The 25,887-nt window shown below is 67.5% G+C and carries 25 protein-coding genes and 1 tRNA gene; 18 read left to right on the top strand and 8 right to left on the bottom strand.

Features of this window, described 5'->3' with window-relative positions; genetic code table 11:
- Positions 1 to 8 precede the first annotated feature (8 nt).
- The 7 genes from NU688_RS21815 (at position 9) to fahA (ending at position 6,303) form a co-directional block, all read left to right on the top strand.
- Positions 9 to 740 (top strand): TetR/AcrR family transcriptional regulator, encoded by a 732-nt coding sequence (locus NU688_RS21815; protein WP_257862897.1) that lies wholly within the window; start codon positions 9 to 11, stop codon positions 738 to 740.
- Positions 737 to 1,684, top strand: a complete 948-nt coding sequence (locus NU688_RS21820; RefSeq protein ID WP_257862898.1) for an ABC transporter substrate-binding protein — start codon at positions 737 to 739, stop codon at positions 1,682 to 1,684. Before NU688_RS21815 ends, NU688_RS21820 begins: the two co-directional genes overlap by 4 nt.
- Positions 1,681 to 2,538 carry an ABC transporter ATP-binding protein gene (locus tag NU688_RS21825; RefSeq protein WP_257862899.1) on the top strand — a complete coding sequence of 286 codons (858 nt, stop codon included), beginning with the start codon at positions 1,681 to 1,683 and terminating at the stop codon, positions 2,536 to 2,538. The genes NU688_RS21820 and NU688_RS21825 overlap by 4 nt, the downstream gene beginning before the upstream one ends.
- Positions 2,531 to 3,301 carry an ABC transporter permease gene (locus NU688_RS21830; RefSeq protein WP_257862900.1) on the top strand — a complete coding sequence of 257 codons (771 nt, stop codon included), beginning with the start codon at positions 2,531 to 2,533 and terminating at the stop codon, positions 3,299 to 3,301. The genes NU688_RS21825 and NU688_RS21830 overlap by 8 nt, the downstream gene beginning before the upstream one ends.
- Positions 3,298 to 4,092 (top strand): ABC transporter permease, encoded by a 795-nt coding sequence (locus tag NU688_RS21835; protein WP_257862901.1) that lies wholly within the window; start codon positions 3,298 to 3,300, stop codon positions 4,090 to 4,092. The genes NU688_RS21830 and NU688_RS21835 overlap by 4 nt, the downstream gene beginning before the upstream one ends.
- A gap of 62 nt (positions 4,093 to 4,154) precedes the next feature.
- Positions 4,155 to 4,961, top strand: coding sequence for a cyclase family protein (locus NU688_RS21840; RefSeq protein WP_257862902.1), 807 nt, complete (start codon positions 4,155 to 4,157; stop codon positions 4,959 to 4,961).
- A gap of 19 nt (positions 4,962 to 4,980) precedes the next feature.
- Positions 4,981 to 6,303, top strand: coding sequence for a fumarylacetoacetase (gene fahA / locus NU688_RS21845; protein WP_257862903.1), 1,323 nt, complete (start codon positions 4,981 to 4,983; stop codon positions 6,301 to 6,303).
- A gap of 53 nt (positions 6,304 to 6,356) precedes the next feature.
- Here the strand turns inward: fahA and NU688_RS21850 are convergent.
- The 3 genes from NU688_RS21850 to NU688_RS21860 all read right to left on the bottom strand — a co-directional run bounded on the left by NU688_RS21850 (position 6,357) and on the right by NU688_RS21860 (position 7,857).
- Positions 6,357 to 6,432: transfer RNA gene (locus tag NU688_RS21850), tRNA-Gly, on the bottom strand.
- Positions 6,433 to 6,497: 65 nt separating this feature from the next.
- A complete protein-coding gene (locus tag NU688_RS21855; RefSeq protein ID WP_257862904.1) occupies positions 6,498 to 7,406 on the bottom strand; it encodes an NAD(P)/FAD-dependent oxidoreductase in 909 nt (302 codons plus the stop codon).
- Positions 7,396 to 7,857 carry an Rrf2 family transcriptional regulator gene (locus NU688_RS21860; protein WP_257862905.1) on the bottom strand — a complete coding sequence of 154 codons (462 nt, stop codon included), beginning with the start codon at positions 7,855 to 7,857 and terminating at the stop codon, positions 7,396 to 7,398. The genes NU688_RS21855 and NU688_RS21860 overlap by 11 nt, the downstream gene beginning before the upstream one ends.
- Before the next feature lie 116 nt (positions 7,858 to 7,973).
- Between NU688_RS21860 and NU688_RS21865 the strand changes: the two genes are divergently transcribed.
- The 3 genes from NU688_RS21865 (at position 7,974) to NU688_RS21875 (ending at position 11,025) form a co-directional block, all read left to right on the top strand.
- A complete protein-coding gene (locus tag NU688_RS21865; RefSeq protein ID WP_257862906.1) occupies positions 7,974 to 9,191 on the top strand; it encodes a helix-turn-helix domain-containing protein in 1,218 nt (405 codons plus the stop codon).
- Positions 9,192 to 9,309: 118 nt separating this feature from the next.
- Positions 9,310 to 10,341 (top strand): dienelactone hydrolase, encoded by a 1,032-nt coding sequence (locus tag NU688_RS21870; protein ID WP_257862907.1) that lies wholly within the window; start codon positions 9,310 to 9,312, stop codon positions 10,339 to 10,341.
- A 189-nt stretch (positions 10,342 to 10,530) separates the two neighbouring features.
- On the top strand, positions 10,531 to 11,025 hold the full coding sequence (locus tag NU688_RS21875) for an adhesin (RefSeq protein ID WP_257862908.1): 495 nt from the start codon (positions 10,531 to 10,533) through the stop codon (positions 11,023 to 11,025).
- A 54-nt stretch (positions 11,026 to 11,079) separates the two neighbouring features.
- Here NU688_RS21875 and NU688_RS21880 read toward each other — a convergent pair whose 3' ends face one another.
- From NU688_RS21880 to NU688_RS21900, 5 genes are all read right to left on the bottom strand, one after another.
- Positions 11,080 to 11,523: a MaoC family dehydratase gene (locus NU688_RS21880; protein WP_257862909.1), complete on the bottom strand. Its 444-nt coding sequence runs from the start codon at positions 11,521 to 11,523 to the stop codon at positions 11,080 to 11,082.
- Between the two features lie 10 nt (positions 11,524 to 11,533).
- Positions 11,534 to 12,823 (bottom strand): benzoyl-CoA 2,3-epoxidase subunit BoxA, encoded by a 1,290-nt coding sequence (boxA, locus tag NU688_RS21885; RefSeq protein WP_257862910.1) that lies wholly within the window; start codon positions 12,821 to 12,823, stop codon positions 11,534 to 11,536.
- Positions 12,824 to 12,948: 125 nt separating this feature from the next.
- The gene (boxB, locus tag NU688_RS21890; RefSeq protein ID WP_257862911.1) at positions 12,949 to 14,376 is read right to left on the bottom strand and encodes a benzoyl-CoA 2,3-epoxidase subunit BoxB; all 1,428 of its coding nucleotides are present in this window, start codon (positions 14,374 to 14,376) and stop codon (positions 12,949 to 12,951) included.
- A gap of 34 nt (positions 14,377 to 14,410) precedes the next feature.
- A complete protein-coding gene (gene boxC / locus NU688_RS21895) occupies positions 14,411 to 16,090 on the bottom strand; it encodes a 2,3-epoxybenzoyl-CoA dihydrolase (protein WP_257862912.1) in 1,680 nt (559 codons plus the stop codon).
- A 126-nt stretch (positions 16,091 to 16,216) separates the two neighbouring features.
- Positions 16,217 to 17,155, bottom strand: a complete 939-nt coding sequence (locus NU688_RS21900) for a helix-turn-helix transcriptional regulator (protein ID WP_257862913.1) — start codon at positions 17,153 to 17,155, stop codon at positions 16,217 to 16,219.
- Between the two features lie 172 nt (positions 17,156 to 17,327).
- Here NU688_RS21900 and NU688_RS21905 point away from each other — a divergent pair, with 172 nt between their 5' ends.
- The 8 genes from NU688_RS21905 to NU688_RS21940 all read left to right on the top strand — a co-directional run bounded on the left by NU688_RS21905 (position 17,328) and on the right by NU688_RS21940 (position 25,887).
- Entirely contained in the window at positions 17,328 to 17,822 is a 495-nt protein-coding gene (locus NU688_RS21905; protein ID WP_257862914.1) for a DUF4863 family protein, read from the top strand.
- Positions 17,819 to 19,369: a 3,4-dehydroadipyl-CoA semialdehyde dehydrogenase gene (locus NU688_RS21910; protein WP_257862915.1), complete on the top strand. Its 1,551-nt coding sequence runs from the start codon at positions 17,819 to 17,821 to the stop codon at positions 19,367 to 19,369. Before NU688_RS21905 ends, NU688_RS21910 begins: the two co-directional genes overlap by 4 nt.
- Before the next feature lie 30 nt (positions 19,370 to 19,399).
- On the top strand, positions 19,400 to 20,947 hold the full coding sequence (locus NU688_RS21915; RefSeq protein WP_257862916.1) for a benzoate-CoA ligase family protein: 1,548 nt from the start codon (positions 19,400 to 19,402) through the stop codon (positions 20,945 to 20,947).
- 142 nt (positions 20,948 to 21,089) lie between these two features.
- On the top strand, positions 21,090 to 21,896 hold the full coding sequence (locus NU688_RS21920; RefSeq protein ID WP_257862917.1) for an alpha/beta fold hydrolase: 807 nt from the start codon (positions 21,090 to 21,092) through the stop codon (positions 21,894 to 21,896).
- The gene (locus tag NU688_RS21925; protein WP_257862918.1) at positions 21,893 to 23,068 is read left to right on the top strand and encodes an ABC transporter substrate-binding protein; all 1,176 of its coding nucleotides are present in this window, start codon (positions 21,893 to 21,895) and stop codon (positions 23,066 to 23,068) included. The genes NU688_RS21920 and NU688_RS21925 overlap by 4 nt, the downstream gene beginning before the upstream one ends.
- A 107-nt stretch (positions 23,069 to 23,175) precedes the next feature.
- Entirely contained in the window at positions 23,176 to 24,048 is an 873-nt protein-coding gene (locus tag NU688_RS21930; RefSeq protein WP_198785550.1) for a branched-chain amino acid ABC transporter permease, read from the top strand.
- The gene (locus NU688_RS21935; protein WP_374684680.1) at positions 24,048 to 24,998 is read left to right on the top strand and encodes a branched-chain amino acid ABC transporter permease; all 951 of its coding nucleotides are present in this window, start codon (positions 24,048 to 24,050) and stop codon (positions 24,996 to 24,998) included. The genes NU688_RS21930 and NU688_RS21935 overlap by 1 nt, the downstream gene beginning before the upstream one ends.
- Before the next feature lie 91 nt (positions 24,999 to 25,089).
- On the top strand, positions 25,090 to 25,887 hold the full coding sequence (locus NU688_RS21940; protein WP_374684674.1) for an ABC transporter ATP-binding protein: 798 nt from the start codon (positions 25,090 to 25,092) through the stop codon (positions 25,885 to 25,887).

The following is a 25,887-nucleotide window of genomic DNA, read 5'->3' on the forward strand; positions in this document are numbered from 1 at the left end:
TACGCACCATGAGCACCCGCACCCCGACCGCCCGGCGCAGCCCTCCCCGGGCCGCGGCCATCACCGCCGAAGCCGGCCGGCCCGACCGCCGCCAGGCCATCCTGCTGGCCGCAGAGAAGCTGTTCGCCCAGCACGGCTATCACGCGGTGACGATCCGGCAGATCGCGGAAGAAGCCGGCGTGCCGCTCGCGCTGGTGGGCTACTACTTCGGGCCGAAGCACGAGCTCTTCCACGCCATCTTCGAGCACTGGAGCCACACCATCGAGGAGCGGCTCGCGCGCCTGGCGGAGGTGGACAACGACCCCGACGACGCGCACACGCTGCCGCGCATCATCGAAGCCTTCACCGCGCCCGTGCTCGCATTGCGTGCGAGCGCCGAAGGCGAGTACTACGCGCTGCTGGTGGCACGCGAGCTCTATCACGCGACCGAGGAAGCCGACCGCGTGTTGCGCGGCTACTTCGACCCGCTGGCCGCCGCGTACATCGACGCGCTGCACCTCGCGCTGCCGCACGCCACGCGCGGCCAGGTCGCATGGGGCTACCAGTTCGCGCTGGGCGCGCTGCTGCACCACCTGAACGACAGCCGCATCGAACGGCTCTCGCGCGGCGAGAACAAGCGCGCCGACCCGGCCGTGGCGCCGATGCTCGTGAACTTCATCGTCGGCGGCCTGCGCGCCGCGCTGCCGAAGCCCAAGACCCCGCGCCCACAAAAAACCCCCACCCGGAGACAGAAGACATGATGAAACGACGCACCCTGCTGTCGGCACTCGCTGCCGCATCGGCCGCCGCCGCGCTGCCTTCGCGCGCGCAGCAGCCTCATCCGAAGATCGTGTTCGGCTACACCGCCGTGACCGACTTCGCCTCTGTCTTCGTGGCGGCCGAAGAGGGCTACTTCAAGAAGCGCGGGCTCGATGTCGAGCTCAAGTTCATTCCGCTTAACTCCACGATCCCCGCGGCGCTGCAGTCCGATTCGCTGCAGATCGGCGGCCCCACGCCCTCGGTGTTCCTGCAGGCGGTGGACGGCGGGCTCGACCTGGTGCTGGTGGCTGGCGGCGGCCTCACCTCGAAGACCATGACCGGCTTCGGCCTGGTGGCGCGCGCTGGCTCGGGCATCAAGAGCCCGCAGGACTGCGTGGGCAAGAAGATCGGCGTGCCGGGCCTGGGCGCCTTCCTGCACGTGACCTTCCGTGCGTGGCTGAAAGACAGCGGGGTGGACTACCGCAAGGTCAACTTCGTCGAGGCCTCGTTCCCGCAGCACGCCGACCTCTTGCGCGGCGGCTCGGTGGATGCGGTGGTGTCGGCCGATCCGTTCATGAGCCGCATCACCGAGAGCGGCGCGGGCTACGTCGCCTCCTACTACTCGACCTTCCTGCCCGAGAACAACCAGACCATCGTGCATGCGGCCAAGCGCGAATGGGTCGCGAAGAACCCCGCGACGGCGCGCGCGTTCCGCGAGGCGCTGGTCGAGTCGGGCGGCTTCATGCAGCAGGCGAAGAACGACGCGAAGGTGCGCGCGGCCATCGGCAAGTACATCAAGCTGCCGCCCGAGGTGCTGGCCAAGGTGCAGGTCTCGCCGCCCGGCCCGGTCGTCACCGACAAGCAGCTCGGCTACTGGACGGGGCTCATGAAGGAGCAGGACATGCTCAAGACGAACATCGACGTTGCGAAGCTGATCGCCAAGTGATTTCCTCACCCGCCCCGATCACCGCGCGCGCGGCGCTTTCCGTGAGCGCCGCGCGTTCGCCGACGAGCTCCACGATGCACGCCACGCCCTTCCTGCGCTTCGACGGCGTCACCATCCGCCTCGGCGGCCGCGAGATTCTTTCGCCCACTTCGTTCGACGTGGCGCGCGGCGAGTTCGTCTGCATCGTGGGCCCGAGCGGCTGCGGCAAGACCACGCTGCTGCGCGCGGCCAGCGGCCTCGTCACCGCGAGTGCCGGCGAGGTGCGGCGCAACGGCGTGAAGATGACCGAGCCTTCGCGCGAAGTGGCGTTCGTGTTCCAGGACTACGGCCGCGCACTGCTGCCGTGGCGCACGGTGGAAGGCAACGTGAGCCTCGCGCTCGAAGCGGCCGGCGTGCCCGCCGCCGAACGCGCGCCGCGCATCGCCGATGTGCTCGGCAAGGTCGGCCTCGCCAAGCATGCGCAGAAGTTTCCGGTGCAGCTCTCGGGCGGCATGCAACAACGCGCGCAGATCGCGCGCTGCCTCGCGCAGAAGCCCGAACTGATGATGATGGACGAGCCCTTCGGCGCGCTCGATGCGCTCACGCGCCAGAGCCTGCAGGACGAGCTCGCGCGGCTGGTGCGCGACGACGGGCTCACGGTGCTGTTCGTCACGCACGACCTCGAAGAGGCCATCTATCTCGGCGACCGCGTGATCGCGCTGCAGGCCAACCCCGGCCCCGGACGGCCGAGCCTTGCGCGGATGATCGACGTGAAGATTCCACGCCCGCGCGACCAGCTCACGACCAAGGAGCATCCCGAATACCTGCAGTTGCGGCGTGAGCTGTTCGCTTTCATCGAGCAGGGCCATGACTGAAGGCCGCCTCTTTCGCTGGCTCCGTCCGTGGGTGTTGCCCGCGGCGCTGATCGGTGCCTTCGAGTGGTACGCCCGGCGCGCAGCGGCACTGGGCAGCGATGCACTCGCTCCGCCCAGCGCAGCCGCCAGGGCCTTCGTCGGCGCGGCGCTCGACGGCTCGCTCTGGCAGGCCACGGGCTTCACGCTCGGCACCGCGGCCCTAGGCTTGCTAATCGGCGCGGTGCTCGGCATCGCGCTGGGCCTGGTGCTCGGTCTCTCGCGCCGCGCGGCGCAACTGGGCTCGGTCTCCATCGAGGTGCTGCGGCCCGTGCCCTCGGTCGCGCTGATCCCGCTCGCGATGCTGGCCTTCGGCTTCGGCGTGCGCATGGAACTGGCCATCGTCGCCTTCGCCACCTTCTGGCCCTTGCTGGTGCTGGTGCAGTCGGCGGTGCAGCAGATCGAGCCGCGCCTGCTCGAGGTGAGCCGCGTGCTGGGTCTCTCGGCGCGCGAGCGTGCCTTCAAGATCGTGCTGCCGGCCATCGTGCCGCGCCTGTTCGTTGCGTTGCGCCTGGGCGTGGCGGTCGCGCTGGTGGTGGCCGTGACGGTGGAGATCGCCGCCAACCCCAACGGCATGGGCTACGCGATGATGATCGCGCAGCAGAGCTTCGATCCCGCGCTGATGCTCGCGTGGCTCGGCTGGATCGGCGTGGTGGGCTTTGCGGTCAATGCAGGCATGGTGGCGCTGCAGTGCGTGGTCTCCCGGCGCATGGGGGTGATGCCATGAACGGCAATGACCACGCACCCTCGGGCCTGAACTGGCTCGGCTCGTTCGCCGTGTTGTGCGCACTCGTCGCACTCTGGTGGATCGCGAGCAACGCGGGCTGGGTCAGCCGCGTGTTCCTGCCGACACCGCAAGCCACTTTCGCGAGCCTGCTCGAAGGGCTCAATCTCTCCGGCGATTCACCAGGCAATGGCGAACTGTTCGCCTTCACGCAAGCGACGGTCGGCCGCATGGTCGAGGGCTGGCTGCTCGCCTCGCTCTTCGGCGTGTTGTTGGGCGCAGCCATCGGCGTGTCGCCCGCGGTGCGCGCGTGGGTGCAGCCGACGCTCGAATTCATCCGCCCGCTGCCCGCATCGGCACTGTTGCCGCTCGCCATTTCGATCTTCGGGCTGAACCCCGGCATGGTGCTCTTCGTGGTCGCGTTCGGCGCGATGTGGCCGGTGCTGCTGGCCACGGTGCACGGCTTCGCGGCTGTGGAGCCGCGTCTGGCGGAAGTGGCGCGCTGCCTGCAGATGTCGCGTGCTGCGTACATCTGGAAGATGGGCCTGCCGAATGCGATGCCCGACATCCTGGCCGGCATGCGCCTGGCGCTGACCATTGCGCTCATCGTCGCGGTGGTGGGCGAAATGATCGCCTCGCAAAGCGGCCTCGGCCAGGCCATCCTGCTGGCCGCGCGCGCCTTCCGCGCCAGCGATCTCTTCGCCGGCATCGTGCTGCTCGGGCTCATCGGCTTCGCGAGCAATGCGCTGCTGGCCTTTGCCGAGAAGCGCCTGCTGCGCTGGCAACAGCCCTGATCGATTGCTTCAGTCATTCATTCCTTCACGCCAACACCAACATCCCCACAAGGAGTCCCGCCATGCCACGCAAATTCGTCGACCTTTCGATCTTTCTCGAGAACGATGTGCTCTCCGATCCGCCCGCCTTCGCGCCGAAGATCCAGTACTTCACGCACGAGCAGACCTACGAGCAGATCGAGCCCTTCTTCCCCGGCCTGAAGAAAGAGGACCTGCCCGATGGCGAGGGCTGGGCCGTGGAGCTGGTGCAGCTCTCCACGCACAACGGCACACACCTCGACGCGCCCTATCATTTCCACTCGACCATGGACAACGCGCTGGGCGAAAAGAAGCCTTCGATCGCGATCCACGACGTGCCGCTCGAGTGGTGCTTCCAGCCCGGCGTGAAGCTCGACTTCCGCCACTTCGCCGACGGCTACGTGGTCACGGCCGACGACGTGGAGGCTGAGCTCCTGCGCATCGGCCACACGCTGAGCCCGCTGGAGATCGTGGTGGTCAACACGCGCGCCGGCTCGCGCTACGGCAACAACGACTATGTGTCGGCCGGCGCGGGCATGGGCTACGAAGCGACGATGTACTTGCTGGAGCGCGGCGTGCGCCTCACCGGCACCGACGCGTGGAGCTGGGACGCGCCGTTCGTGCACACCGCGAAGAAGTACGGCGAAACACAAGATGCCTCGCTGATCTGGGAAGGCCACAAGGCCGGCCGCGACATCGGCTACTGCCACATCGAGAAGCTGCACAACCTGGAAGTGCTGCCGCCGACGGGCTTCTTCATCAGTTGCTTCCCGCACAAGATCCGCGGCGCGTCGGCGGGCTGGACGCGTGCGGTGGCGATTTTCGACGACGCGCTGATGGCGTCGGTCTGAACGAAGGAGATCCACAACCATGATCGAACTCAACCACACGCACGACGTCGACGCCCGCAGCTGGGTAGCCACCGCCAACGTCGCGGGCAGCGACTTCCCGATCCAGAACCTGCCGTATGCGGAGTTCCGCCGCATCGGCAGCCCCGAGCCGTTTCGCGGCGGCGTGGCCATCGGCGACCAGGTGCTCGACCTCGCGGCATTGGCTGCCGGCCAGCATGTCGACGGGCTCGCGCTCGATGCGGCACGGGTGGCCGCGCTGCCCGCGTTGAACGACTTCTTTGCGCTCGGCCCCACCGCGTGGCAGGCGCTGCGCCATGCGGTTTTCGCGCTGCTGCGAAGCGATGCGCCGGCCTCGACCGTGGACGACGTGCGCCAATGCCTCGTGCCGCAGTCCGAGGTCGAATACACCGTGCCCGCGCGCATCGGCGACTACACCGACTTCTACACCTCGATCGACCATGCGCTGAACATCACGCGGCTGTTCAATCCCGAGGGCGATGTCACGCCGAACTTCCGCTGGATTCCCACGGCCTACCACGGGCGCGTCTCGACGATCGGCGTGAGCGGCCAGCGCTTTCACCGGCCGATGGGGCAGACGCTGGCACCGGGAGCGAAGGCGCCCACGTACCACGCCTGCGCGCGGCTCGACTACGAACTCGAACTCGGCGTGTGGATCGGCGAAGGCAACGCGGCCGGCGAGCCGATTCCGCTCGAACGCGCAGAGGAGCACATCTTCGGCATCTGCCTGCTCAACGACTGGTCGGCGCGCGACATCCAGTTCTGGGAGATGGCGCCGCTCGGACCCTTCCTCGCGAAGAACTTCGCGACCACCATCTCGCCGTGGATCGTGACCATGGAAGCGCTCGCGCCCTATCGCCAGGCCTGGACGCGGCCGGCCAGCGAGCCCCAGCCGCTCGACTACCTCGAAAGCAAGGCGAACCGCGAAAGTGGCGCGATCGATATCAGCCTCGAGGTCTGGCTCGAAAGCGAGAAAGCGCGCAAGGACAAGAGCGGCCCATCACGCCTGTCGCGCACAAGCTTCAAACACCAGTACTGGAGCGTGGCGCAGATGGTGGCGCACCACACGATGGGCGGCTGCAAGCTGAATGCGGGCGACCTGTTCGGCAGCGGCACGATTTCGGGCCCCGGGCCGGGCGAGGCCGGCGCGATCATCGAATTGGCGCGTGCGGGGCAGAGCCCCGTGGCGCTGGCCAACGGCGAACAGCGCGGGTTCCTGGAAGACGGCGACGCGGTGCTGCTGCGCGGCTGGTGCGAGAAGCCGGGGCATGCGCGCATCGGGTTCGGCGAAAGCCGCGGAACGGTGCTGCCGGCGAAGGGCTGAACGAACGTTCCAAAAGAAAAGGCCACCGGTGAGGTGGCCTTTTGCATGAAATGTGGAGCGGGAAAAGAGTCTCGAACTCTCGACCTCAACCTTGGCAAGGTTGCGCTCTACCAACTGAGCTATTCCCGCATTTCGAGCGTCGAATTATAGGGGGCTCGGAGCCCGATTTCTCCGAGCCCGAGAAAAAAGTGGGGTCAAGTGCCGAACACCATGGCGCGGTGCATCGATGTGCCGGCCATCACGCCATCGGCCGAGGCCAGCGTGGCGTTGTGCATCGGCATGGCTGCATCGCCCGCGGCGAACACGCCGGGCACGGTGGTCATCTTCATCGCGTCGGTGCGGATCACCGGGCCGGCCGGGCCGTCGTCGAAGGCGCATCCCAGCTGCTCGGCGATGGGGCTCGAAGGCCGCGTGCGGGGGACCATGAACAGCGCGTCGATCGGCACGATGCGGCCGTCTTCGAGGCGCACGCCGGCAAGGTCCTGCCCCGGTCCCTCCAGCGCCACGGTGCGGCTGGGCTCGATGGCCACGCCGCGCGCCTGCAGCCTGGCTCGCGCCTCGTCGTCCACCGTGTTGTTGCCGTTCAGGAAGAGCGTCGCCGGTCCCCACTCGGCGATCAGCATCGCGTGGTCCGGCGGATGCGGCGCTTCGATCAGCACGCCAAGCCTGCGGCCGCTGAATTCATAGCCGTGGCAGTAAGGGCAGTGCAGCACGCTCGTGCCCCAGCGTTCGCGCACGCCGGCGATGCCGTCCGGAAAGCCGTCCTGCACGCCGAAGGCCAGCATGAGCTTGCCGGCCGACAGCTGCCGGTCGCCATCATCGAGCGATGCGACGAACCCGCCCGCGCCATCGGCCTGCGCGCTCGCCACGCGGCCTTCGATGAAGGTGACGTTCGGATAGGCCAGCAGCTTGGCCCGCGCGTCGGCAATCATCTTCAGCGGCGGCATGCCGTCCTGGCCGAAGAAGCCGTGTGCCGCGGCGGCGAAGCGGTTGCGCGGCGCGCCCGCATCGACCACGCACACGTTCTTGCGTGCACGCGCGAGCTGCATGGCAGCGGAGAGGCCGGCAAAGCTGCCGCCCACCACAAGAGCGTCATAGCGCATGTTCGATGTCCTTTTTGGTGAAGCCGCCGCCCGTCATGCGGCGATGAAAGTCTTTCGAGAGATCGGCCAGCGTGATGCTGTTGAAGCGCTTGAGCAGCAAGGCCTCGGCCGCATCGAAGGCGTCGTCGAGCGCCGCATTCACGGCCTGCTCGACGATGCAGCCGGGGCTCTCGGTGCGATTGCCCATGGCCAGCAGCGCGGGCGCGCCGACGGCGTTGTGGATGTCGCCCAGCGTCACGCGCGCCAAGGAGCACGACAACACCCAGCCGCCGCCGTGGCCTTTTGCCGAACTCACGAAGCCCGCCTGTCGCAGGCCCGCCATGAGCCGGCGCACCACGACCGGGTTGGTGTGCATCGCGGCCGCGAGCGACTCGGAGGTGATGGGGCCGTCCATCTCGGCCATGTGCAGCAGCACGTGGAGGACGGCTGAAAGCTTGCTGTCTCTTTTCATGCAACATTATTAGTTGCATAAGAATTTAGGCACCCGGAACGATGGCTTTTGACCTTGCTGCCCGAACGGTTGTCGGCTCCCCGCCTGTTATCGTCGGCCGCCTTCACGTCGACCGCATGCCCGCCGCCCTACCCTCGACCTTGCTCGACGCCGCCCTGCGCGGCGCGCTGCTCGCATTGCTGCTCCTGCTCGCATTCGTGCTCGGCCGCGATCGCCCCCGCCTGCCGGCTGCACGCGCTGGCGTGGCGCTGACGCTCGGCCTTGGCGTGCAGGTCATCGGGTCCGCGCCGATGTTCGAGGCGCTGGTGCCCTGGTTCTGGCAAGCGCCGCTGGTCGCCGTCTCCGTCGGCAACGGGGTGCTGTTCTGGGTATTCGTGCAGGCGCTGTTCGACGACGACTTTTCACTCCGCCCCTTGCATGTCGTGGCCTGGATCGCGGTCGCCGTGCTGGCGGCCTTCAACTGCGCGGCAGGGGCCGGTGGCGCGCCGATGCTGGCGCCGGTCACGATGAGCCTGCAGCGTGCGGTGCCGCTGGTGTTCGCAGTGCTCGCTGCGCTGGCCGCAGTCGCGCACTGGCGGGAAGACCTGGTGGAAAAGCGCCGCAGGCTGCGCGTCTTCATCGTGGTGACCGGCGTCGGCTACAGCGTGGGGATGCTGGCGGTCCGGCTGGTTTCGCCGCACGGCCGGTTGTCGGAGCTCTCGGCCACGATGGACGTGGCGATGCTGCTGGCCATCGTGGCGGTGGTCACGTGGCGGATGGTGCGGCTGGCAGGGTCAGACCTTTTTCCGGTGGCACAAGTGCCGGCTGCGATGCCCATGGTTGTTCCGGAGGACGCGTCGCCCCCGCCTGCCGAACCATCGCCGATCGAGCCGCTTCCAGTCGAGGAAATCGCCACGCCGGCACCCGCCGACCTGCCTGCACCGCCCCCGTCCGAAGCAGGCCCAACCCCGCAACCGGACCCCGAACTCGCCGCGGACCTTGCCGAAGACCGCCTCGCCGAATCCTTGCAGCACGTCATGGCCGTCGACCGCGCCTACCGCAGCGAAGACCTGAGCATCGCCAGCCTCGCGGCGCGGCTGTCGGTGCCCGAGTACCGGCTGCGGCGGCTCATCAACCAGCGGCTGGGGCACCGCAACTTCAGCGCCTTCGTCAACGGCTTCCGGCTGGCCGAAGCCATGGCCGCGCTGGCCGATCTGGCCAAACGCGATCTGCCCGTGCTCACCATCGCGCTCACTGCGGGCTTCCAATCGATCGGGCCGTTCAACCGCGCATTCAAGGTCGCCACCGGCCTGACGCCCACCGAATTCCGCAAGCAGAAGCTGGCCGAATCCTGAAATCGTCCTGCCGAAAACCGCGCTTGCAACTTTCGGCAAGACGCAGGGGGCACCTCGCGTGCATCGTCCGGCTCGCCGAGGGCATGGGCCTTCGACGACAACCAAGGAGTTCGATTCGATGCGACGTCTGCTTTTCTTCTTTGCGGCCATGGCGCTGGCGCTGCTGTCCGGGCTGACCCAGGCCGCGATGGGCCTGGCCGAGATTCCCGGCATGGCCGGCGACGGGCCGGTCACGGTGTTCTATCCATCGGGCGACGAGGCCGGCCCGATGCGGCGCGGCCGTTTCACGCTGATGCTGGCGGCGCAGGGTGCCCCCGTCCGCGGCAACGGCCGCCTCATCGTGATTTCTCATGGTTCGGGCGGTGCCCCCTGGGTCCACAGGGATCTCGCACGCAGCCTGGTGGACGCCGGCTTCATCGTGGCGATGCCCGAGCACAAGGCCGACAACTACAAGGACGACGGCAACCCAGGCCCCGACAGCTGGACGATCCGCCCGGCCGAGGTGTCGCGCGCCATCGACGCAGTGGGGCGCGATGCCCGTTTCGCGCCGCTGCTCCAGCTCGACAAGGTCGGGATGTACGGCGTCTCGGCCGGCGGCCACACCGCCTTGAGCCTGGCCGGCGGCCGCTGGTCGCCCGCGGCATTCAAGCAGCATTGCGAAGCCGATCTGGAGGGCGATTTCCAGTCCTGCGTCGGCTTGATCACGCAGTTGACCGGCAGCTGGTTCGACGGCGTCCGGAAATGGGCCGCGTTGTTCGTGATCCGCCATCGCTTCGACGACGCCACGCCGCGCGCGTACACGGACCCGCGCATCGTCGCCGTGGTGGCTGCGATGCCTTCATCGGCCGATTTCGACATGGCTTCGCTCGCCACGCCACGCGTGCCGCTGGGGCTGATCACCGCGCAGCAGGACCGCTGGCTGGTGCCGCGCTATCACAGCGACCGCGTGCTCGCGGCCTGCCTGCCACGCTGCGAACTGATCGCCGACCTGCCCACGGGCGGCCATGGCGCGCTGCTCTCGCCACCACCGCCGGGGCTCACGGGGCTGATTGGCGACTTGCTCAACGATCCGCCCGGATTCGACCGCGCCGTGCTGCCGGAAGTGGACCGCAAGACGACGGCCTTCTTCGGCATGCACCTGCTGCCTTGACCCCCGGGGCGCCGCCGCGGAGCGCCGCTCCAACGCTTCACCATCCATTCCCGACGACGGACACGTCCCACAAGCGAGAGCGAACACCCCGCACACGGCGACATGGTGCGAGGTGGTCACGGTAGCGACCGAACTGGCCTCAAAGCCGGTTCTTGTCAGTGACCATTCAAACGAAAGGAACAGTCACCCATGAAGCAACAACAAAACAAATCCATCCTCGTCAGCGCCTTGCTCGCAGGCCTTCTTGCCATGAGCGGTTTCGCCCAGGCACAGGGCGTTGGAGTAGGCGTGGGCGTGAATGCCGATGTGAATACATCGGGCACGGTCAAGGCCGCACCGGCGCAAGGCAGCGCAGGGGCTGGCGCCGCCGCAGGTGCAGGCACATCGGCCAATGGCGGTGCCGGCAACGCTGCGGGCGGCCTGGGCAGTACGGTCGGTGGCGTCGTCGGCGGCGCAACGGGGGCCGTGGGCAACGCGACCAGTACGGTCGGCGGTGCCACCGGGGCCGTGGGCGGCGCGACCGGCGCAGCAGGCGGCCTCACGAACACCGTGGGCGGCACGTTGAACGGCGCGACCGGTGCCGTCGGGTCCGCCGGCGGTGCGGTGAAACCGTCAGGTGCTGGCGTGGGTGCAAAGGCCAGCGGCAAGGCCAAGGGCTCAGGCGCGGTCGACATCACCAAGTAACCGCATCGCTTCTGCCAGAGGCCCGCAGCGCTCGCGCGTTGCGGGCCTTTTTTGTCAGCCGGGCACGTCGAGCCTGAAAAGGCTCGTGACCTCCGCGTCGAGCACCATCAGCTCGCGCTGGTTGAACAGCCGCCAGCGCCACCGCAGGATGCCGAGCGTGGGCCGCTTCTCGGAGCGCCGCACCTCGATGACATCGGCCACCAGTCGCAAGGCATCGCCGGGCCGCACGGGGTGGGGCCAGCGCACATGCTCGAGCCCCGGCGACGCAAAAGACTCCGAGCCCTGCAGCGCCGCTTCGACCACGAGGCGCATGGCGATCGAGCAGGTGTGCCAGCCGCTCGCGATCAGCCCGCCGAAGGGACTGTCCGCCGCAGCCTCCGCATCGGTGTGGAACCACTGCGGGTCGTACGCCTTGGCGAACTGCACCAGCTCGGCTTCGGTGAGCACGCACGGCCCGGCCTCGATGACCTGGCCTGCATGGAAGTCGGCGAACTTCATCCGCCGCAGCTTAGTAGGTTTCGAGGTGCAGGCGGCCTTCGCGCTTCAGCGACGCACCGACCGTGTCCCAGTCGAGCCCCGCTTCCGTCGCCACGTCGCGCAGTGCGAGCACGACGCCCTCTTCCATGCTCTTCAAGCCGCACACGTAGAAATGGCTGCTGCCGTCTTTCAGCAGCGCGGCCAGGTCCGCGGCCCGCTCGCGCATGAGGTCCTGCACGTAGCGCTTGGGATTCCCCGGCGTGCGCGAGAACGCGAGGTTGATGTCGATGAAATCCTTGGGCAACGACTGCAGCGGCCCGAAGTACGGCAGCTCCTGCTGCGTGCGTGCGCCGAAAAACAGCATCAGCTTGCCACCTTCGAACTTGCCGCTCTTGCGCAGGCGCCGGCGCCACTCGGTCATCGCGCGCATCGGTGCGCTGCCGGTGCCGGTGCAGATCATCACGATGTGCGACTTGGGGTGGTTCGGCATCAGGAACGAGGCGCCGAAGGGCCCCACCACCTGCACCGTGTCGCCCACCTTCAGGTCGCACACGTAGTTGGAGCACACGCCGAGCACCGGGTCGCCCTGGTGGTCTTCGGTCACGCGCTTCACGGTGAGCGAGACGTTGTTGTAGCCGGGCCGTTCGCCGTTGCGCGGGCTCGCCACCGAGTACTGGCGCGCATGGTGGCGCTTGCCGATGGCATCGACGCCCGGCGGCACGATGCCGATCGACTGGCCTTCGAGCACCGGGAACGGCACCACGCCGAAGTCGAGCACGATGTGGTGGGTCTCGCTGTCGAAGCCCGCTTCGGTGCAATTGAAGTTGCCGACCACGGTGGCGGTCGTCGGGGTCTTCGGCGGGAACAGGTTGGTGTACGCGTGTGCGGCCGACCAGGGTGGCACGGTCGCGCCGTACTGCGCGGAATTGAAGACCGCTTCGATGGGCTCGACCGCAGCTTGCACTTGCGTCGGCGAAGGCGCGGCGCCGGCACCGGCTTCATCGCCCGCATCGGCGGAAACGCCCGCGGCTTCGAGCTCTTCGGGCGTCAGCTCCGCGGGCAGTTCTTCCCAGGTGAGCTGTTCTTCGATCGTGTACGCGCGCACCAGCGGCATCGTGCGCCAGTTGTCGATGGAGCCCGTCGGGCACGGCGAGATGCAGGCCATGCAGCCATTGCAGACGTCGGCCCGCACGACGTAGTTGTTGTCGTCGTGCGTGATCGCATTGACGGGGCAGGTGGCCTCGCAGGTGTTGCAGCGGATGCAGATCTCGGGGTCGATCAGGTGCTGCTTGATGACCCCGGCTTCAACGGCCATGTCCATGTTGTTCTCTCCTGAAAGCCCTCCCCCTCTGGGGGAGGGTTGGGTGGGGGCAAGCGGCGCTTGTCGTGGTCACGCTGCTTGCCCCCATCCCAGCCTTCCCCCAGAGGGGGAAGGAGCAATACCAATTACCCGAAACGCACGTACTCGAAATCCACCGGCTGGCGATTGATGCCCATCACCGGCGGCGAGATCCATCCCGCGAACTTGCCCGGCTCCACCACGCGGCCCATCAACGATGCCACGAAAGCGAAGTCTTCGGAACTGGGCAGCCATTCGTCGCGCTTGGCGGCCCATTCGATCTCGTTCACCACGCGGCCTTCGGGCGACATCTTGATGCCGGCGAGCGCGCCGATCTGGCGGTTGAAGGCCTTGTGCGGCACGACCAGGCGGGTCGGGATGCCGGCCTTTTCCAGCACCTTGTTCCAGCGGCCCACACCGGCCACCGAGTCCTTGATGAAGTCGTCGCGCAGCACTTCGTTGAGCGCGTTGAGCATCGGCACGTCCTTCTCGACGAGCTGGCCGTCCTTCACCTCGAGCACCTTGTAGGTCTGGCCCTTGAGGATGTGGTCGTCCGTGCGCTTGCCTTCTTCGTAACGGCCCTTCAGGCCCGAGCTGTAGAAGATGGCGGCGTTGCTCGACTGGTCGGCGCCGAACAGGTCGATGGTCACGCTGTAGTGGAAGTTCAGGTAGCGCTGGATCGTGCCCAGGTCGATGCAGCCCGCGGCGCGGATCTTCTGCGCGTCGTCGGTCTTCAGTTCGTTCATCACCTGCGCGGTGCGCGCGATGACGCGCGAGACGCCGCTCTCGCCCACGAACATGTGGTGCGCTTCTTCGGTCAGCATGAACTTCGTGGTGCGCGCGAGCGGATCGAAGGCGCTTTCGGCCAGCGCCGAGAGCTGGAACTTGCCGTCGCGGTCGGTGAAGTAGGTGAACATGAAGAACGCGAGCCAGTCGGGCGTGCGTTCGTTGAAGGCGCCCAGGATGCGCGGGTTGTTCTCGTCGCCCGAGGTGCGCTGCAGCAGCGCATCGGCCTCTTCGCGGCCGTCGCGGCCGAAGTGCTTCTGCAGCAGGTAGACCATGGCCCACAGATGACGGCCTTCTTCCACGTTGATCTGGAACAGGTTGCGCAGGTCGTACATCGACGGCGCCGTGAGGCCCAGGTGGCGCTGCTGCTCGACCGACGCGGGCTCGGTGTCGCCCTGCGTCACGATGATGCGGCGCAGGTTGGCACGATGCTCGCCGGGCACGTCCTGCCAGGCCTTCTCGCCCTTGTGGTCGCCGAAGTGGATCTCGCGGTTGGCATCGCCCGGGTTCAGGAAGATGCCCCAGCGGTAGTCGCGCATCTTCACGTGGCCGAACTGCGCCCAGCCCTGCGGGTCGACGCTCACCGCGGTGCGCAGGTACACGTCGTGGTTGGTCGACCCCTCAGGGCCCACGTCGTCCCACCAGTTGATGAAGTTCGGCTGCCAGCCTTCGAGCGCGCGCTGCAGCGTGCGGTCTTCGCCGAGGTTGACGTTGTTGGGGATCTTCTCGCTGTAGTTGATCGTGCTCATCGCTGTTCCTTGGGTTGTACGGGCTGCTGTTTGCTCAGACGCGATTCATGTCGAAGCCGGCTTTCTCGCCGGTGCCGTAGACCTTGAGCGCACCCTTTTCGCCGACGGCGTTGGGGCGGTTGAAGATCCAGTTCTGCCAGGCGGTGAGCCGGCCGAAGATGCGGGTGGCCATGTTCTCCTTGCTCGCGAAGCGCAGGTTGGCTTCGAGGCCGGTGAGTGCGTCGGGCGACATGGCGGCGCGCTCCTCGACGGCGATGCGGATCTCGTCGTCCCAGTCGATGTCGTCGGGCGCGGCGGTGACCAGGCCGAGCTTCAGGGCCTCGTCGGCGTCCAGCGGCTTGCCGGCGGCTGCGCGTGCGGCTTCGAGGGGTGCGGCTTCTTCGTAGAAGCGGCGCTGCAGGCGGCTCTGGTCGTTCACCATCGGGAAGAAGCCGAAGTTGAATTCGTTGAGCACGAGCTTCGGCGCGCGCTCGGCATCGTCGGGCAGCGCGAGCATGTAGGTGCGGTCGCCCGCGAAGGCCAGCTCGGCCAGCGTGCCGGCGAAGCACGAACCGGCTTCGATCAGTGCGAACAGGCTGCGCGACGACACATCCAGGCGCGCCAGCGTGCGGCGCAGCGCGCCGATGGTTTCGCGCACGAGCCAGTGGTCCTTGTTCGCGAGCATCACGGCGTCGGATGCGAGCACTGCGGCGGCGTCGCCTTCGGTCTTGAGCAGCCAGGTGCCCACGTCGAGTTCGTTGGTGCGCAGGTTGAGGATCGCGTCGTCGAGCTCACGGCACATCGCGAGCGGCCACCACGCGGCGCCCGCGGCTTCGATGGCGGCGATGTCCGCCGGCTGCGCGCCGGTGGGCGCCTTCACGGTGATCGTCGCGGTGCGCTTGCTGCGGTCGATCTGGATGTCGACATGCGAGTAGCTGATGCCGTCGGCGCTGTCGGTGCGTTCCAGGCGCGTGAGCGCCACGCCCTTGCCGCCCGCCGGGCGGTCGCTGCCGGCGGCGAGCTGCGAAGCGCGGTCCTGCACTGCGGCTGCAAATTGAGCGGGCTTGGCCACCGCATCGACCAGTCGCCACTCGACCGCGCGCTGGCCGCGCACGCCTTCGACGCTGGTGCAGAAGATGTCGGCGAGGTCATGGCGCACATGGCGCTTGTCGGTCACGCGGGTCAGGCCGCCGGTGCCGGGCAGCACGCCGAGCAGCGGCACCTCGGGCAGCGAGACGGCGGAGGAGCGGTCGTCCACCAGCAGGATCTCGTCGCAGGCCAGCGCCAGTTCGTAGCCGCCGCCGGCGCAGGCGCCGTTCACGGCCGCGAGGAACTTCAGGCCCGAGTGCTTCGACGAGTCTTCGATGCCGTTGCGGGTCTCGTTGGTGAACTTGCAGAAGTTCACCTTCCAGGCATGGCCCGAGACGCCCAGCATGAAGATGTTGGCGCCCGAACAGAAGATGCGGTCCTTGCCGCTGGTGACGATCACGCTGCGCACTTCGGGGTGCTCGAAGCGCACGCGGTTGAGCGCGTCGTTCAGCTCGATGTCCACGCCCAGGTCGTAGCTGTTGAGCTTCAACTTGTAGCCGGGGCGGATGCCGCCGTCTTCCGCGATGTCGAGCACGAGGCGGGCAATGGCGCCGTCGAAGCTCAGGGACCAGTGGCGGTACTGGCCGGGTGCTGTGCGGTAGTCGACGCGCGGGGGCGCCTGAAGCGGGGTCGTGGTGTCGGTCATACGGAAGTCTCCTGTGGGGCAGATGCAAACCTGAAGAATAATGCATCTTCTGGTTCCGATGACATGCATCATGCTGCATGCGAACAGGCAAGTCAATGCCTGAATCGCTTTTTTTCAAACTTCAGGTCAGGCGCCCAGACCCATCGACTGGCGCGTGGCAGCGCGCAAAGCCTGGAAGCTCTGCGCAAGGCTCTTGCCGCTGGTGTCCACCGAGAGATCGGCCTTCGAATAGAAGGCGGCGCGGCCGTTCAGGATGCGGCGCAGGTCTTCCATCGCTTCCTTGCTGGCGGCCATCGGGCGGGTGTCGCCCTGCGCGGCCACGCGGCCCATGTGCTCCTCGGGCGCGGCCTGCAGCCACACGGTGGTGCAGTGCGCGAGCAGTTCGTTGAAGGTGGCGGGGTCGGAGACGATGCCGCCCGGCGTGGCGATCACCACCTCGCTGTAGATCTGCACGGCCTCCTCGAGCGCGCGGCGCTCGTAGCGGCGGTAGGCGTTGGTGCCGTAGAGGTCGTGGATCTCGCGCACGCTGCAGCCGGCGAGCTTCTCGATCTCGCGGCTCAGTTCCACGAAGGGCAGGTCGAGGTCGTCGGCCAGCATCTGGCCCAGCGTCGACTTGCCCGCGCCGCGCAGGCCCACGAGCGCGATGCGGCGGTGCCGCGCCGGATCGACGGAGGCCGTGCCCAGCAGTTCGCCCAGCGCGACGCGCACGCGGCGCAGGTCGGTTTCGCTGCGGTTCTCGAGCAGCTCGCGGATCAGCAGCCATTCGGGCGAGCTGGTGGTGACGTCGCCGACCAGCTCGGCCAGCGAGCAGTGCAGCGCACCGGCCACCTGCTGCAGCACCAGGATCGACGCATTGCCGATGCCGTACTCGAGATTGGCCAGGTGCCGCTCCGACACATCGGCCGAAATGGCCACCGCCTTGCGCGTGAGGCCGCGCTGCGCGCGCAGATTGCGCACGCGGTCGCCCAGTGCGGCCAGCAGCGGGTTCTTGGCCTCCCCGGCCGGTGCGGTGTTGTTGCCGCTTTCTGGCGCGGTGGCCAGCACCGCGTCTACATGCTCGTTCATGCAAGTCCTCGAAGTCCTTGTTCTCGGCCGGGATTGTGCGCGCTCAGGGTAAACACCATAGATGCACTATATTGCTTGACACCCAATGTCTCGTTGCTTATTGTTCGGCCACAAGCAAGATACTGCACACGCGGTATTCCTGCAAGGTAGTTCCAAAGTTCGAGGCCCCACGATGTCCGACAGCAGCAAGCCCGCCACCGGCAAGGAAGCATTTCACCAGTTGATCGCCGGCCTGACCGCCGAGATCGCCGGCAAGCCGCTCGACGCACAGCTCGACCAGTGGCTCAACGCCACCCATGGCGCGGGCAGCGCCCGCTTCGAGCAGCTGCGCCAGGCCTGCATCGGCGGCGTCGCCGAAGGCTGGCTCTGCGAGCGCGAAGGCGGGGGCATCAGGTATGGCCGCGTGTTCAAGGCCGAAGACGCGCTGCATCGCTTCTCGGTCGACGTGGTCGACATGCAGGACATCGCCGGCCCGCACCACACACATCCCAACGGCGAGGTCGACCTGATCATGCCGCTGGCCGACAGCGCCGCTGCCACCTTCGACGGACGGCCCGCGGGCTGGTGCGTCTACGGACCCGGCACCGCGCACCGCCCGACCGTCGCGCAAGGCCGCGCGCTCGTCCTTTACCTGCTGCCCGAAGGGCAGATCAAGTTCACCGCATGACCGAACTCCTTTCCAACCACGTCGCCGGCCGCTGGCAAAGCGGCTCGGGCGCCGGCACGCCGCTTGTCGATCCGGTGCTGGGCACCGAACTCGCGCGCGTCGATGCCACGGGGCTCGACCTGCCCGAAGCCTTCTCGTTTGCGCGCGAACAGGGCGGCAACGCGCTGCGCGCCCTCACCTACCGCCAGCGCGCGGGGTTGCTCGGCGCCATCATGAAGGTGCTGCAGGCGAACCGCGATGCCTATTACGAGATCGCCACCGCGAACTCCGGCACCGTGAAGAACGATTCGGCCGTGGACATCGACGGCGCGATCTTCACGCTCGGCCAGTACGCCAAGTGGGGCGATGCGCTGGGCGACGTGCGCGCGCTGCGCGACGGCGATGCGGTCAAGCTCGGCAAGGAGCCGGTGTTCCTGTCGCAGCACCTGCAGGTGCCGACGCACGGCGTGGCGCTGTTCATCAACGCCTTCAACTTCCCGTCGTGGGGCCTGTGGGAAAAGGCCGCACCGGCGCTGCTCTCGGGCGTGCCAGTGATCGTGAAGCCTGCGACAGCCACCGCCTGGCTCACGCAGCGCATGGTGAAGGACGTGGTCGATGCGGGCGTGCTGCCCGCCGGCGCGCTCTCGGTCATCTGCGGCAGCTCGGCCGGGTTGATGGACCAGCTCCATCCCTTCGACGTGGTGTCGTTCACCGGCTCGGCCGAAACCGCGGCGGTGATCCGCTCGCACCCCGCCGTCGCCGCACGCTCGGTGCGCGCGAACATCGAGGCCGACAGCCTCAACAGCGCCCTGCTGCTGCCCGGCGCCGCGCCCGGCAGTGAGGCCTTCAACCTGCTCGTGCGCGAAGTGGTGCGCGAGATGACGGTGAAGTCGGGCCAGAAGTGCACCGCGATCCGCCGCATCCTCGTGCCCGCCGAGATGTACGACGCCGCGGCCGAAGCCATCGGCGCGAAGCTCGCGGGCGTCACCGTCGGCAATCCGCGCAACGAGAGCGTGCGCATGGGTTCGCTCGTGAGTCGCGCGCAACTCAACGCCGTACGAGACGGCCTCGACGCCCTCGCCGCGCAAACCACCGTGCTGCACGACAGCCGCAACAAGCCTTTGATCGACGCGGACCCGGCCGTCGCCGCGTGCATCGGCCCGGTCCTGCTGGGCGCGCGCGATGCCGATGCTGCGCAGCGCGTGCATGACGTCGAGGTGTTCGGCCCGGTCGCCACGCTGCTGCCGTATCGCGACCTGGCACACGGCATCGCGCTCGCGCATCGCGGACAAGGCTCGCTCGTCACATCGCTCTACGGCAGCGACGACACCGCGCTCGCGCAGGCCGCACTCGCTGTCGCACCCAGCCACGGCCGCGTCCACGTGATCACTCCCGAGGTCGCGCAAGCCCACACCGGCCACGGCAACGTGATGCCGATGTCGATGCACGGCGGCCCCGGCCGCGCGGGCGGCGGCGCCGAACTGGGCGGCCTGCGCGCGCTCGATTTCTATCACCGCAAGAGCGCGGTGCAGGCGAGCCCCGGCGTGCTCGCGGCCCTCGGCCTCTAGAAGAACAAAAGGCCCCAAGGAGACCACACGATGAGCCTGCCCGCACGATTCAATTTCGCCGAACACCTGTTCGCCCTCAACCGCGGCCGCGCCGATCGCATCGCCTACATCGACGACCGCGGCACGCTCGGCTACGGCCAGCTCGAAGACCGCGCGCGCCGCCTGGCCGCCGCACTGAAAGCCGCCGGCGTGCGCCGCGAAGAACGCGTGCTGCTCTTGATGCTCGACAACAACGACTGGCCCGTGAGCTTTCTCGGCTGCCTGTACGCCGGCATCGTTCCCGTCGCCGTCAACACGCTGCTCACGCCCGAGGACTACGCCTACATGCTCGACCACAGCCGCGCGCAGGCCGCGCTGGTGTCGGGTGCGCTGCTGCCGACGCTGCAGGATGCAATGGGGCGCGGCGCGCACGAGCTGCAGGCGCTGATCGTCTCGCAGCCGACGGGCGCACTGCCGGACAACGCACAGGCCTTCGACGACGCGATCGCCAAGGCCGAACCGCTGGCCGCACCGGCGAACACCGCTTCCGACGACCCCGGCTTCTGGCTCTACTCCTCCGGCTCCACCGGCAAGCCCAAGGGCACGGTCCACACGCACGCCAACCTCTGGTGGACGGCCGAGCTCTACGGCAAACCGGTGCTCGCCTTGACCGAAGACGACGTGTGCTTCTCGGCCGCCAAGATGTACTTTGCGTACGGCCTCGGCAACGCGCTGACCTTCCCGCTCACGGTCGGCGCCACCGTCGTGCTGATGGCCGAGCGGCCCACGCCCGATGCCACCTTCCGTCGCTGGACCGAGCACAAGCCAACGGTGTTCTTCGGCGCGCCCACCGGCTTCGCGGGCATGCTCGCCTCGCCCAGACTGCCCGCACGCGACACCGTCGCACTGCGCATGTGCTCGTCCGCCGGCGAGGCCTTGCCCGGCGAGATTGCGCAGCGCTTCAAGGCGCACTACGGCTGCGAGATCATCGACGGCATCGGCTCGACCGAGATGCTGCACATCTTCATCTCCAACCGCCCCGGCGACGTGCGCTATGGCACGACCGGCAAGCCGGTGGACGGCTACGAGGTCGAGCTGCGCGGCGAAGACGGCCGCCCGGTGCCCGATGGCGAAGTGGGCGACCTCTACATCCGCGGCCCGAGCTCCGCGCTCATGTACTGGACCAACCGCGAGAAATCGCGCGACACCTTCCAGGGCGGATGGACCAAGAGCGGCGACAAGTACACGCGCGATGCGGACGGCTACTTCACCTACGCAGGCCGCAGCGACGACATGCTGAAGGTCAGCGGCATCTACGTTTCGCCCTTCGAGGTCGAGGCCACGCTGATGCAGCACCCCGCCGTGCTCGAAGCGGCGGTGATTGGCAAGGAAGATGCCGAAGGGCTCACCAAGACCAAGGCCTTCGTCGTGCTGAAGGATGGCAGAAGCGCGACCGAAGACGAGCTCAAGGCCTTCGTGAAGGAACGCCTCGCGCCCTACAAGTACCCGCGGTTTCTGGAGTTCGTGAGTGAACTGCCGAAGACTGCGACGGGGAAGATCCAGCGGTTCCGCCTGCGCGAGCGGGAGAAGCAGGCATGAGCCACCGCGCGTCTTTCTCTTGCTCCCTCCCCCGCTGGGGGAGGGTTGGGGTGGGGGCAAGCGGCCTTCGCAAAAGTACAGCCTCTGCCAGCGCCGCTTGCCCCCATCCCAACCTTCCCCCAAAGGGGGAAGGAGCAATGCAATGAGCACCGACTTCGCCACCATCGACTGGCGCGGCCGTGCCGTGCAGATCGAGTGCGCGTGGATCGCACCCGAACGCACCGCCGCACCGCTCATCGTCTTCCTCCACGAAGGCCTCGGCTCCGTCGCGATGTGGAAGGATTTCCCCGCGCAGGTCTGCGAGGCCGCCAACGCCCGCGGCCTCGTGTTCTCGCGCCCCGCCTACGGTCGTTCCACGCCGCGCGAAGACAACGAGATCTGGGACGTCGACTTCATGCACCGCCAGGCGCACGAGGTGCTGCCCGCCCTCTTCGCCGCCTTGAAGCTCGACGATGAAAAGCCCTGGCTCTTCGGCCACAGCGACGGCGGCTCGATCGCGCTGCTCTACGCCTCGCGCTTCCCCGATCGCGTGGCGGGGCTCGTGGTGCTGGCACCGCACATCTTCGTGGAAGACGTGACCGTCGCGAACATCGAGTTGGCCCGCACCGCGTACCTCTCGACCGACCTGCCGAAGAAGCTCGGCCGCTACCACGACAGTGCCGACTCCGCCTTCTGGGGCTGGAACCGCATCTGGCTGCACCCGCCCTTTCGCGACTGGAACATCGAAGCCGAACTCGACACGATCCGCTGCCCCGTGCTCGCCATCCAGGGCATCGACGACGAATACGGAACGCTCGCGCAGATCCGCGGCATCGCCGCGCGCGTGAGCGGCGGTTGCGAACTGGTGGAAATCCCTGAATGCGGGCATTCCCCACATCGCGATCAGCCGGAACGTGTCACCGTCGCAACCGCCGCTTTCATCACCAAGAACAGGAGACAGACACCATGACGACCATCCGCAATGCGCGCCTCGCGCTCACCGCCATCGCCTTTGCCGCCCTTGCGTCGGCCGCCGGTGCCCAGGGCACGGGCAAGCTCAAGGTCGGCCTGATGCTGCCCTACAGCGGCACGTACACCGCACTGGGCGTGGCCATCGAGAACGGCTTCAAGCTCTACATCGACGAACAGGGCGGCAAGCTCTCGGGCCGCGAGATCGAATACTTCAAGGTCGATGACGAATCCGATCCGGCCAAGGCGACCGACAACGTCAACAAGCTCATCAAGCGCGACAACGTCGACGTGATCGTGGGCACCGTGCACTCCGGCGTCGCGATGGCCATGGCCAAGGCCGCGAAGGAAAGCGGCACCGTGCTGATCGTGCCGAACGCCGGCGCCGATGCGGTGACCGGCCCGATGTGCGCGCCCAACATCTTCCGCAGTTCGTTCAGCAACTGGCAGCCGGCCTTTGCGATGGGCGAAGTTGCGGCCAAGCAGCAGGGCAAAAAGAAGGCGATGACCATCACCTGGAAGTACGCGGCCGGCGACGAATCGGTCAACGGCTTCAAGGAAGGCTTCGAGAAGAACGGCGGCAAGGTCGACAAGCAGCTCACGCTGGCCTTCCCGAACGTGGAGTTCCAGGCGCTGCTGACCGAAATCGCGGCGGCCAAGCCCGATGCGGTGTATGCCTTCTTCGCGGGCGGCGGCGCGGTGAAGTTCGTCAAGGACTACCAGGCCGCGGGCCTCAACAAGACCATTCCGCTTTACGGCCCCGGTTTCCTGACCGACGGCACGCTCGATGCGCAAGGCGAATCGGCACAGGGCATGCTGACCACGCTGCACTACGCGGACGGCCTCAACACCGCGCGCGACAACGCGTTCCGCGTGGCGTATGCCAAGTCGTTCAAGCTGCAGCCTGACGTGTATGCGGTGCAGGGCTACGACGCGGCGCAGATGCTGGGCGTGGGCCTTGCCGCCGCCAAGGGCGACATCGGCAAGAAGGCCGAGTTCACCGCCGCCATCGAGAAGGCCAAGATCGACAGCCCGCGCGGCACGTTCACCATGAGCAAGTCGCACAACCCGGTGCAGGACATCTATCTGCGCAAGGTGGATGGCAAGGAAAACAAGCTCGTCAGCACCGCGATCAAGGGCCTGGCTGATCCAGCGCGCGGCTGCCGGATGTAAGCACAGGCCTGAAGGCCTTCGGTTATTTCGTTCCCTCGCGGCCCTTGACGGAGTTCACGGGCTGCGAGCCGCCTTGCGGCAACCACACTCAACTGGGATCTCACACGGTGGATTTCGGAACCTTCCTTGTCCAGTGCCTGAACTCCGTCCAGTACGGACTGCTGCTCTTTCTCGTCGCATCGGGCCTCACGCTGATCTTCGGGATCATGGGCGTGATCAACCTCGCGCACGGCAGCTTCTACATGATCGGCGCCTACCTGGCGTTCTCGCTCGCGCCGCTGTTCGGCGACCAGTTCCTGCTGATGCTGGTGGCCGGCGTGGTGCTCGCGGCCATCTTCGGCTACCTGCTCGAATGGGCCTTCTTCAGCTACCTCTACCAGCGTGACCACCTGCAGCAGGTGTTGATGACCTACGGGCTCATCCTGGTGTTCGAGGAGTTGCGCTCCATCCTTGTGGGCAACGACGTTCATGGCGTGAAGGTGCCCGCGTGGCTGGACGGCAGCTTTGCGCTCGGCAACGTCATGAGCTACCCGTGGTACCGGCTCTTCGCCTCGGCCGCGTGCATCGTGCTCGCGGTGGGCCTGTACTGGGTGGTGAACCGCACGCGGCTGGGCATGATGATCCGCGCCGGCGCGAGCAACCGCGACATGGTGCGCGGTCTCGGCATCGATGTGAAGCGGCTCTACCGCATCGTGTTCGCAGCCGGCGTGGCGCTCGCCGCGCTGGCCGGGATGATCGCGGCGCCGATGTCCTCGGTGTACCCCAACATGGGCGCGAGCGTGCTCATCATCTGCTTCGTGCTGGTGGTGATCGGCGGCATCGGCTCGATCACCGGTGCGCTGCTGGCCTCGCTGCTGGTGGGCTTCGTCGACACCTTCGGCAAGGTGTTCTTCGCAGACTTGAGCGGCATCGGCATCTACCTCTTGATGGCCATCGTGCTGATCTGGAAGCCCGAAGGGCTGATGGGGAAGCGGTCATGATGAAGAAGGGCGCATTCCTCGTGCCCGTGGCCTGCGCGGTGCTCATCGGCATCGCCGGCCCGTTGATGGGCAACTACGCCTCGGACTTCGTCGTGAAGGTGATGATCCTCTCGATCTTCGCGCTGAGCCTCGAACTGCTGGTCGGCATGACAGGCCTCGTGAGCCTGGGCCATGCGGCGTTCTACGGCATCGGCGCGTACGTGACGGTGCTTGCATCAGGCAGCGAAGGCGGCAACTTCGCGCTGCTGCTGCCGATGGCCATGGGCGCAGCGGCGCTCTATGCGCTGTTCGTCGGCGCATTGAGCCTGCGCACGCGCGGCGTGTACTTCATCATGGTCACGCTGGCCTTCGCGCAGATGGCCTTCTTCGTGTTCCACGACACCAAGGTCGGCGGCGGCAGCGACGGCATTTACATGTATGTGCGCCCCGCCCTCGGCGCGCTCGACCTGGAGAACCGCATGGTGCTGTTCTACGTGGTGCTCGCATCGCTCGCGTTCACCTACGGGCTGCTCGCGCTGGTCCGCCGTTCGCGCTTCGGCGCGGCGCTCGCGGGCATCCGCGTGAACGAGCAGCGCATGCGCGCGGCGGGGTTTCCGGTGTACGGCTACAAGCTCGCGGCCTTCGTGCTGGCGGGCGCGCTCGCGGGGCTCGCTGGCTTTCTGCTCGCTTCGCGCGACGGCGTGGTCAACCCCGAGCTGATGGCCTGGCACAACTCGGGCGAGGTGCTGCTGATGGTGATCCTCGGCGGCCTCGGCCACCTGCGGGGCGCGGTGATCGGCGCCATTGCATTCACGCTCCTGAAGGAAATCTTCTCGACGCACGCCGTGATGGGGCCGCTTGCGGACCACTGGCAGCTGACGCTGGGCATTGCGATCATCGTGTTCGTGGCGTGGTTGCCGAAGGGGTTGATCGGCCTCGTGAAGCGCATCTCGCCAAAGGAGGCCGTATGACCCTCTCCCTGTCTTTCTCCCTCCCCTCCCGGGGGAGGGCTGGGGTGGGGGCACGCGGCCTTCGCAAAAGCACCATGTCCGCCAGCGCCGCTTGCCCCCATCCCAACCTTCCCCCGGAAGGGGAAGGAGCAATGCCATGAACACCACCGCACTGCTTTCCGTCGAAGGACTGACCCGCCGCTTCGGCGGCCTCACCGCCGTGAACGCCGTCACGCTCGACCTGCACATCGGGGAAGTGCATGCGGTGATCGGCACCAACGGCGCGGGCAAGTCGACGCTCATCAACATGCTCTCGGGCGAGATCGAGGCTTCGGAAGGCCGCATCGCGCTGGACGGCATCGACATCACCCAGCGCGCGCAATCGCGCCGCGCGCGCGACGGCGTGGGCCGCAGCTACCAGCGCACGACGATCTTTCCGGAGTTCAGCGTGCACGAGAACTGCCGGCTCGCCGCGCAGGCCGCGACCGCGCGGCCGTGGGCGATCTGGCAGGCCTCGCAGCGCTGCGAGGCGAGCAATGCAGCGGCCGATGCGGCGCTCGAAGCGGCGGGCTTGTCGAACGAGTCCTTGCGCATCGCCGGAACCTTGAGCCACGGTGCGCAGCGCCAGCTCGAAGTGGCGATGTGCCTCGCGACGAATCCGCGCGTGCTGCTGCTCGACGAACCGCTCGCCGGCATGGGCGCCGAGGAAACCGACCGCATGCTCACGCTGCTCGCGCGGCTGAAAGCCACGCACGCGATCCTGCTGGTGGAACACGACATGGACGCGGTCTTCCGCATCGCCGACCGCATCACGGTGATGGTGAATGGCACGGTGATCGCGACCGGCGACCCACGCGCGATCCGCGAGAACCCCGAAGTGCGCACCGCCTACCTCGGAGAAGACCACTGA

Source organism: Variovorax sp. ZS18.2.2 (assembly GCF_024701975.1).
Taxonomy (GTDB): Bacteria; Pseudomonadota; Gammaproteobacteria; order Burkholderiales; family Burkholderiaceae_C; genus Variovorax.

Bases quoted from the DNA above. Each gene is read 5' to 3' on its own strand.
- NU688_RS21815 (WP_257862897.1), top strand. From the start codon at position 9: ATGAGCACCCGCACCCCGACCGCCCGGCGCAGCCCTCCCCGGGCCGCG.
- NU688_RS21820 (WP_257862898.1), top strand. From the start codon at position 737: ATGATGAAACGACGCACCCTGCTGTCGGCACTCGCTGCCGCATCGGCC.
- NU688_RS21830 (WP_257862900.1), top strand. From the start codon at position 2,531: ATGACTGAAGGCCGCCTCTTTCGCTGGCTCCGTCCGTGGGTGTTGCCC.
- NU688_RS21835 (WP_257862901.1), top strand. From the start codon at position 3,298: ATGAACGGCAATGACCACGCACCCTCGGGCCTGAACTGGCTCGGCTCG.
- NU688_RS21840 (WP_257862902.1), top strand. From the start codon at position 4,155: ATGCCACGCAAATTCGTCGACCTTTCGATCTTTCTCGAGAACGATGTG.
- fahA (WP_257862903.1), top strand. From the start codon at position 4,981: ATGATCGAACTCAACCACACGCACGACGTCGACGCCCGCAGCTGGGTA.
- NU688_RS21855 (WP_257862904.1), bottom strand. From the start codon at position 7,406: ATGCGCTATGACGCTCTTGTGGTGGGCGGCAGCTTTGCCGGCCTCTCC.
- NU688_RS21860 (WP_257862905.1), bottom strand. From the start codon at position 7,857: ATGAAAAGAGACAGCAAGCTTTCAGCCGTCCTCCACGTGCTGCTGCAC.
- NU688_RS21865 (WP_257862906.1), top strand. From the start codon at position 7,974: ATGCCCGCCGCCCTACCCTCGACCTTGCTCGACGCCGCCCTGCGCGGC.
- NU688_RS21870 (WP_257862907.1), top strand. From the start codon at position 9,310: ATGCGACGTCTGCTTTTCTTCTTTGCGGCCATGGCGCTGGCGCTGCTG.
- NU688_RS21875 (WP_257862908.1), top strand. From the start codon at position 10,531: ATGAAGCAACAACAAAACAAATCCATCCTCGTCAGCGCCTTGCTCGCA.
- NU688_RS21880 (WP_257862909.1), bottom strand. From the start codon at position 11,523: ATGAAGTTCGCCGACTTCCATGCAGGCCAGGTCATCGAGGCCGGGCCG.
- boxA (WP_257862910.1), bottom strand. From the start codon at position 12,823: ATGGACATGGCCGTTGAAGCCGGGGTCATCAAGCAGCACCTGATCGAC.
- boxB (WP_257862911.1), bottom strand. From the start codon at position 14,376: ATGAGCACGATCAACTACAGCGAGAAGATCCCCAACAACGTCAACCTC.
- boxC (WP_257862912.1), bottom strand. From the start codon at position 16,090: ATGACCGACACCACGACCCCGCTTCAGGCGCCCCCGCGCGTCGACTAC.
- NU688_RS21900 (WP_257862913.1), bottom strand. From the start codon at position 17,155: ATGAACGAGCATGTAGACGCGGTGCTGGCCACCGCGCCAGAAAGCGGC.
- NU688_RS21905 (WP_257862914.1), top strand. From the start codon at position 17,328: ATGTCCGACAGCAGCAAGCCCGCCACCGGCAAGGAAGCATTTCACCAG.
- NU688_RS21910 (WP_257862915.1), top strand. From the start codon at position 17,819: ATGACCGAACTCCTTTCCAACCACGTCGCCGGCCGCTGGCAAAGCGGC.
- NU688_RS21915 (WP_257862916.1), top strand. From the start codon at position 19,400: ATGAGCCTGCCCGCACGATTCAATTTCGCCGAACACCTGTTCGCCCTC.
- NU688_RS21920 (WP_257862917.1), top strand. From the start codon at position 21,090: ATGAGCACCGACTTCGCCACCATCGACTGGCGCGGCCGTGCCGTGCAG.
- NU688_RS21925 (WP_257862918.1), top strand. From the start codon at position 21,893: ATGACGACCATCCGCAATGCGCGCCTCGCGCTCACCGCCATCGCCTTT.
- NU688_RS21935 (WP_374684680.1), top strand. From the start codon at position 24,048: ATGAAGAAGGGCGCATTCCTCGTGCCCGTGGCCTGCGCGGTGCTCATC.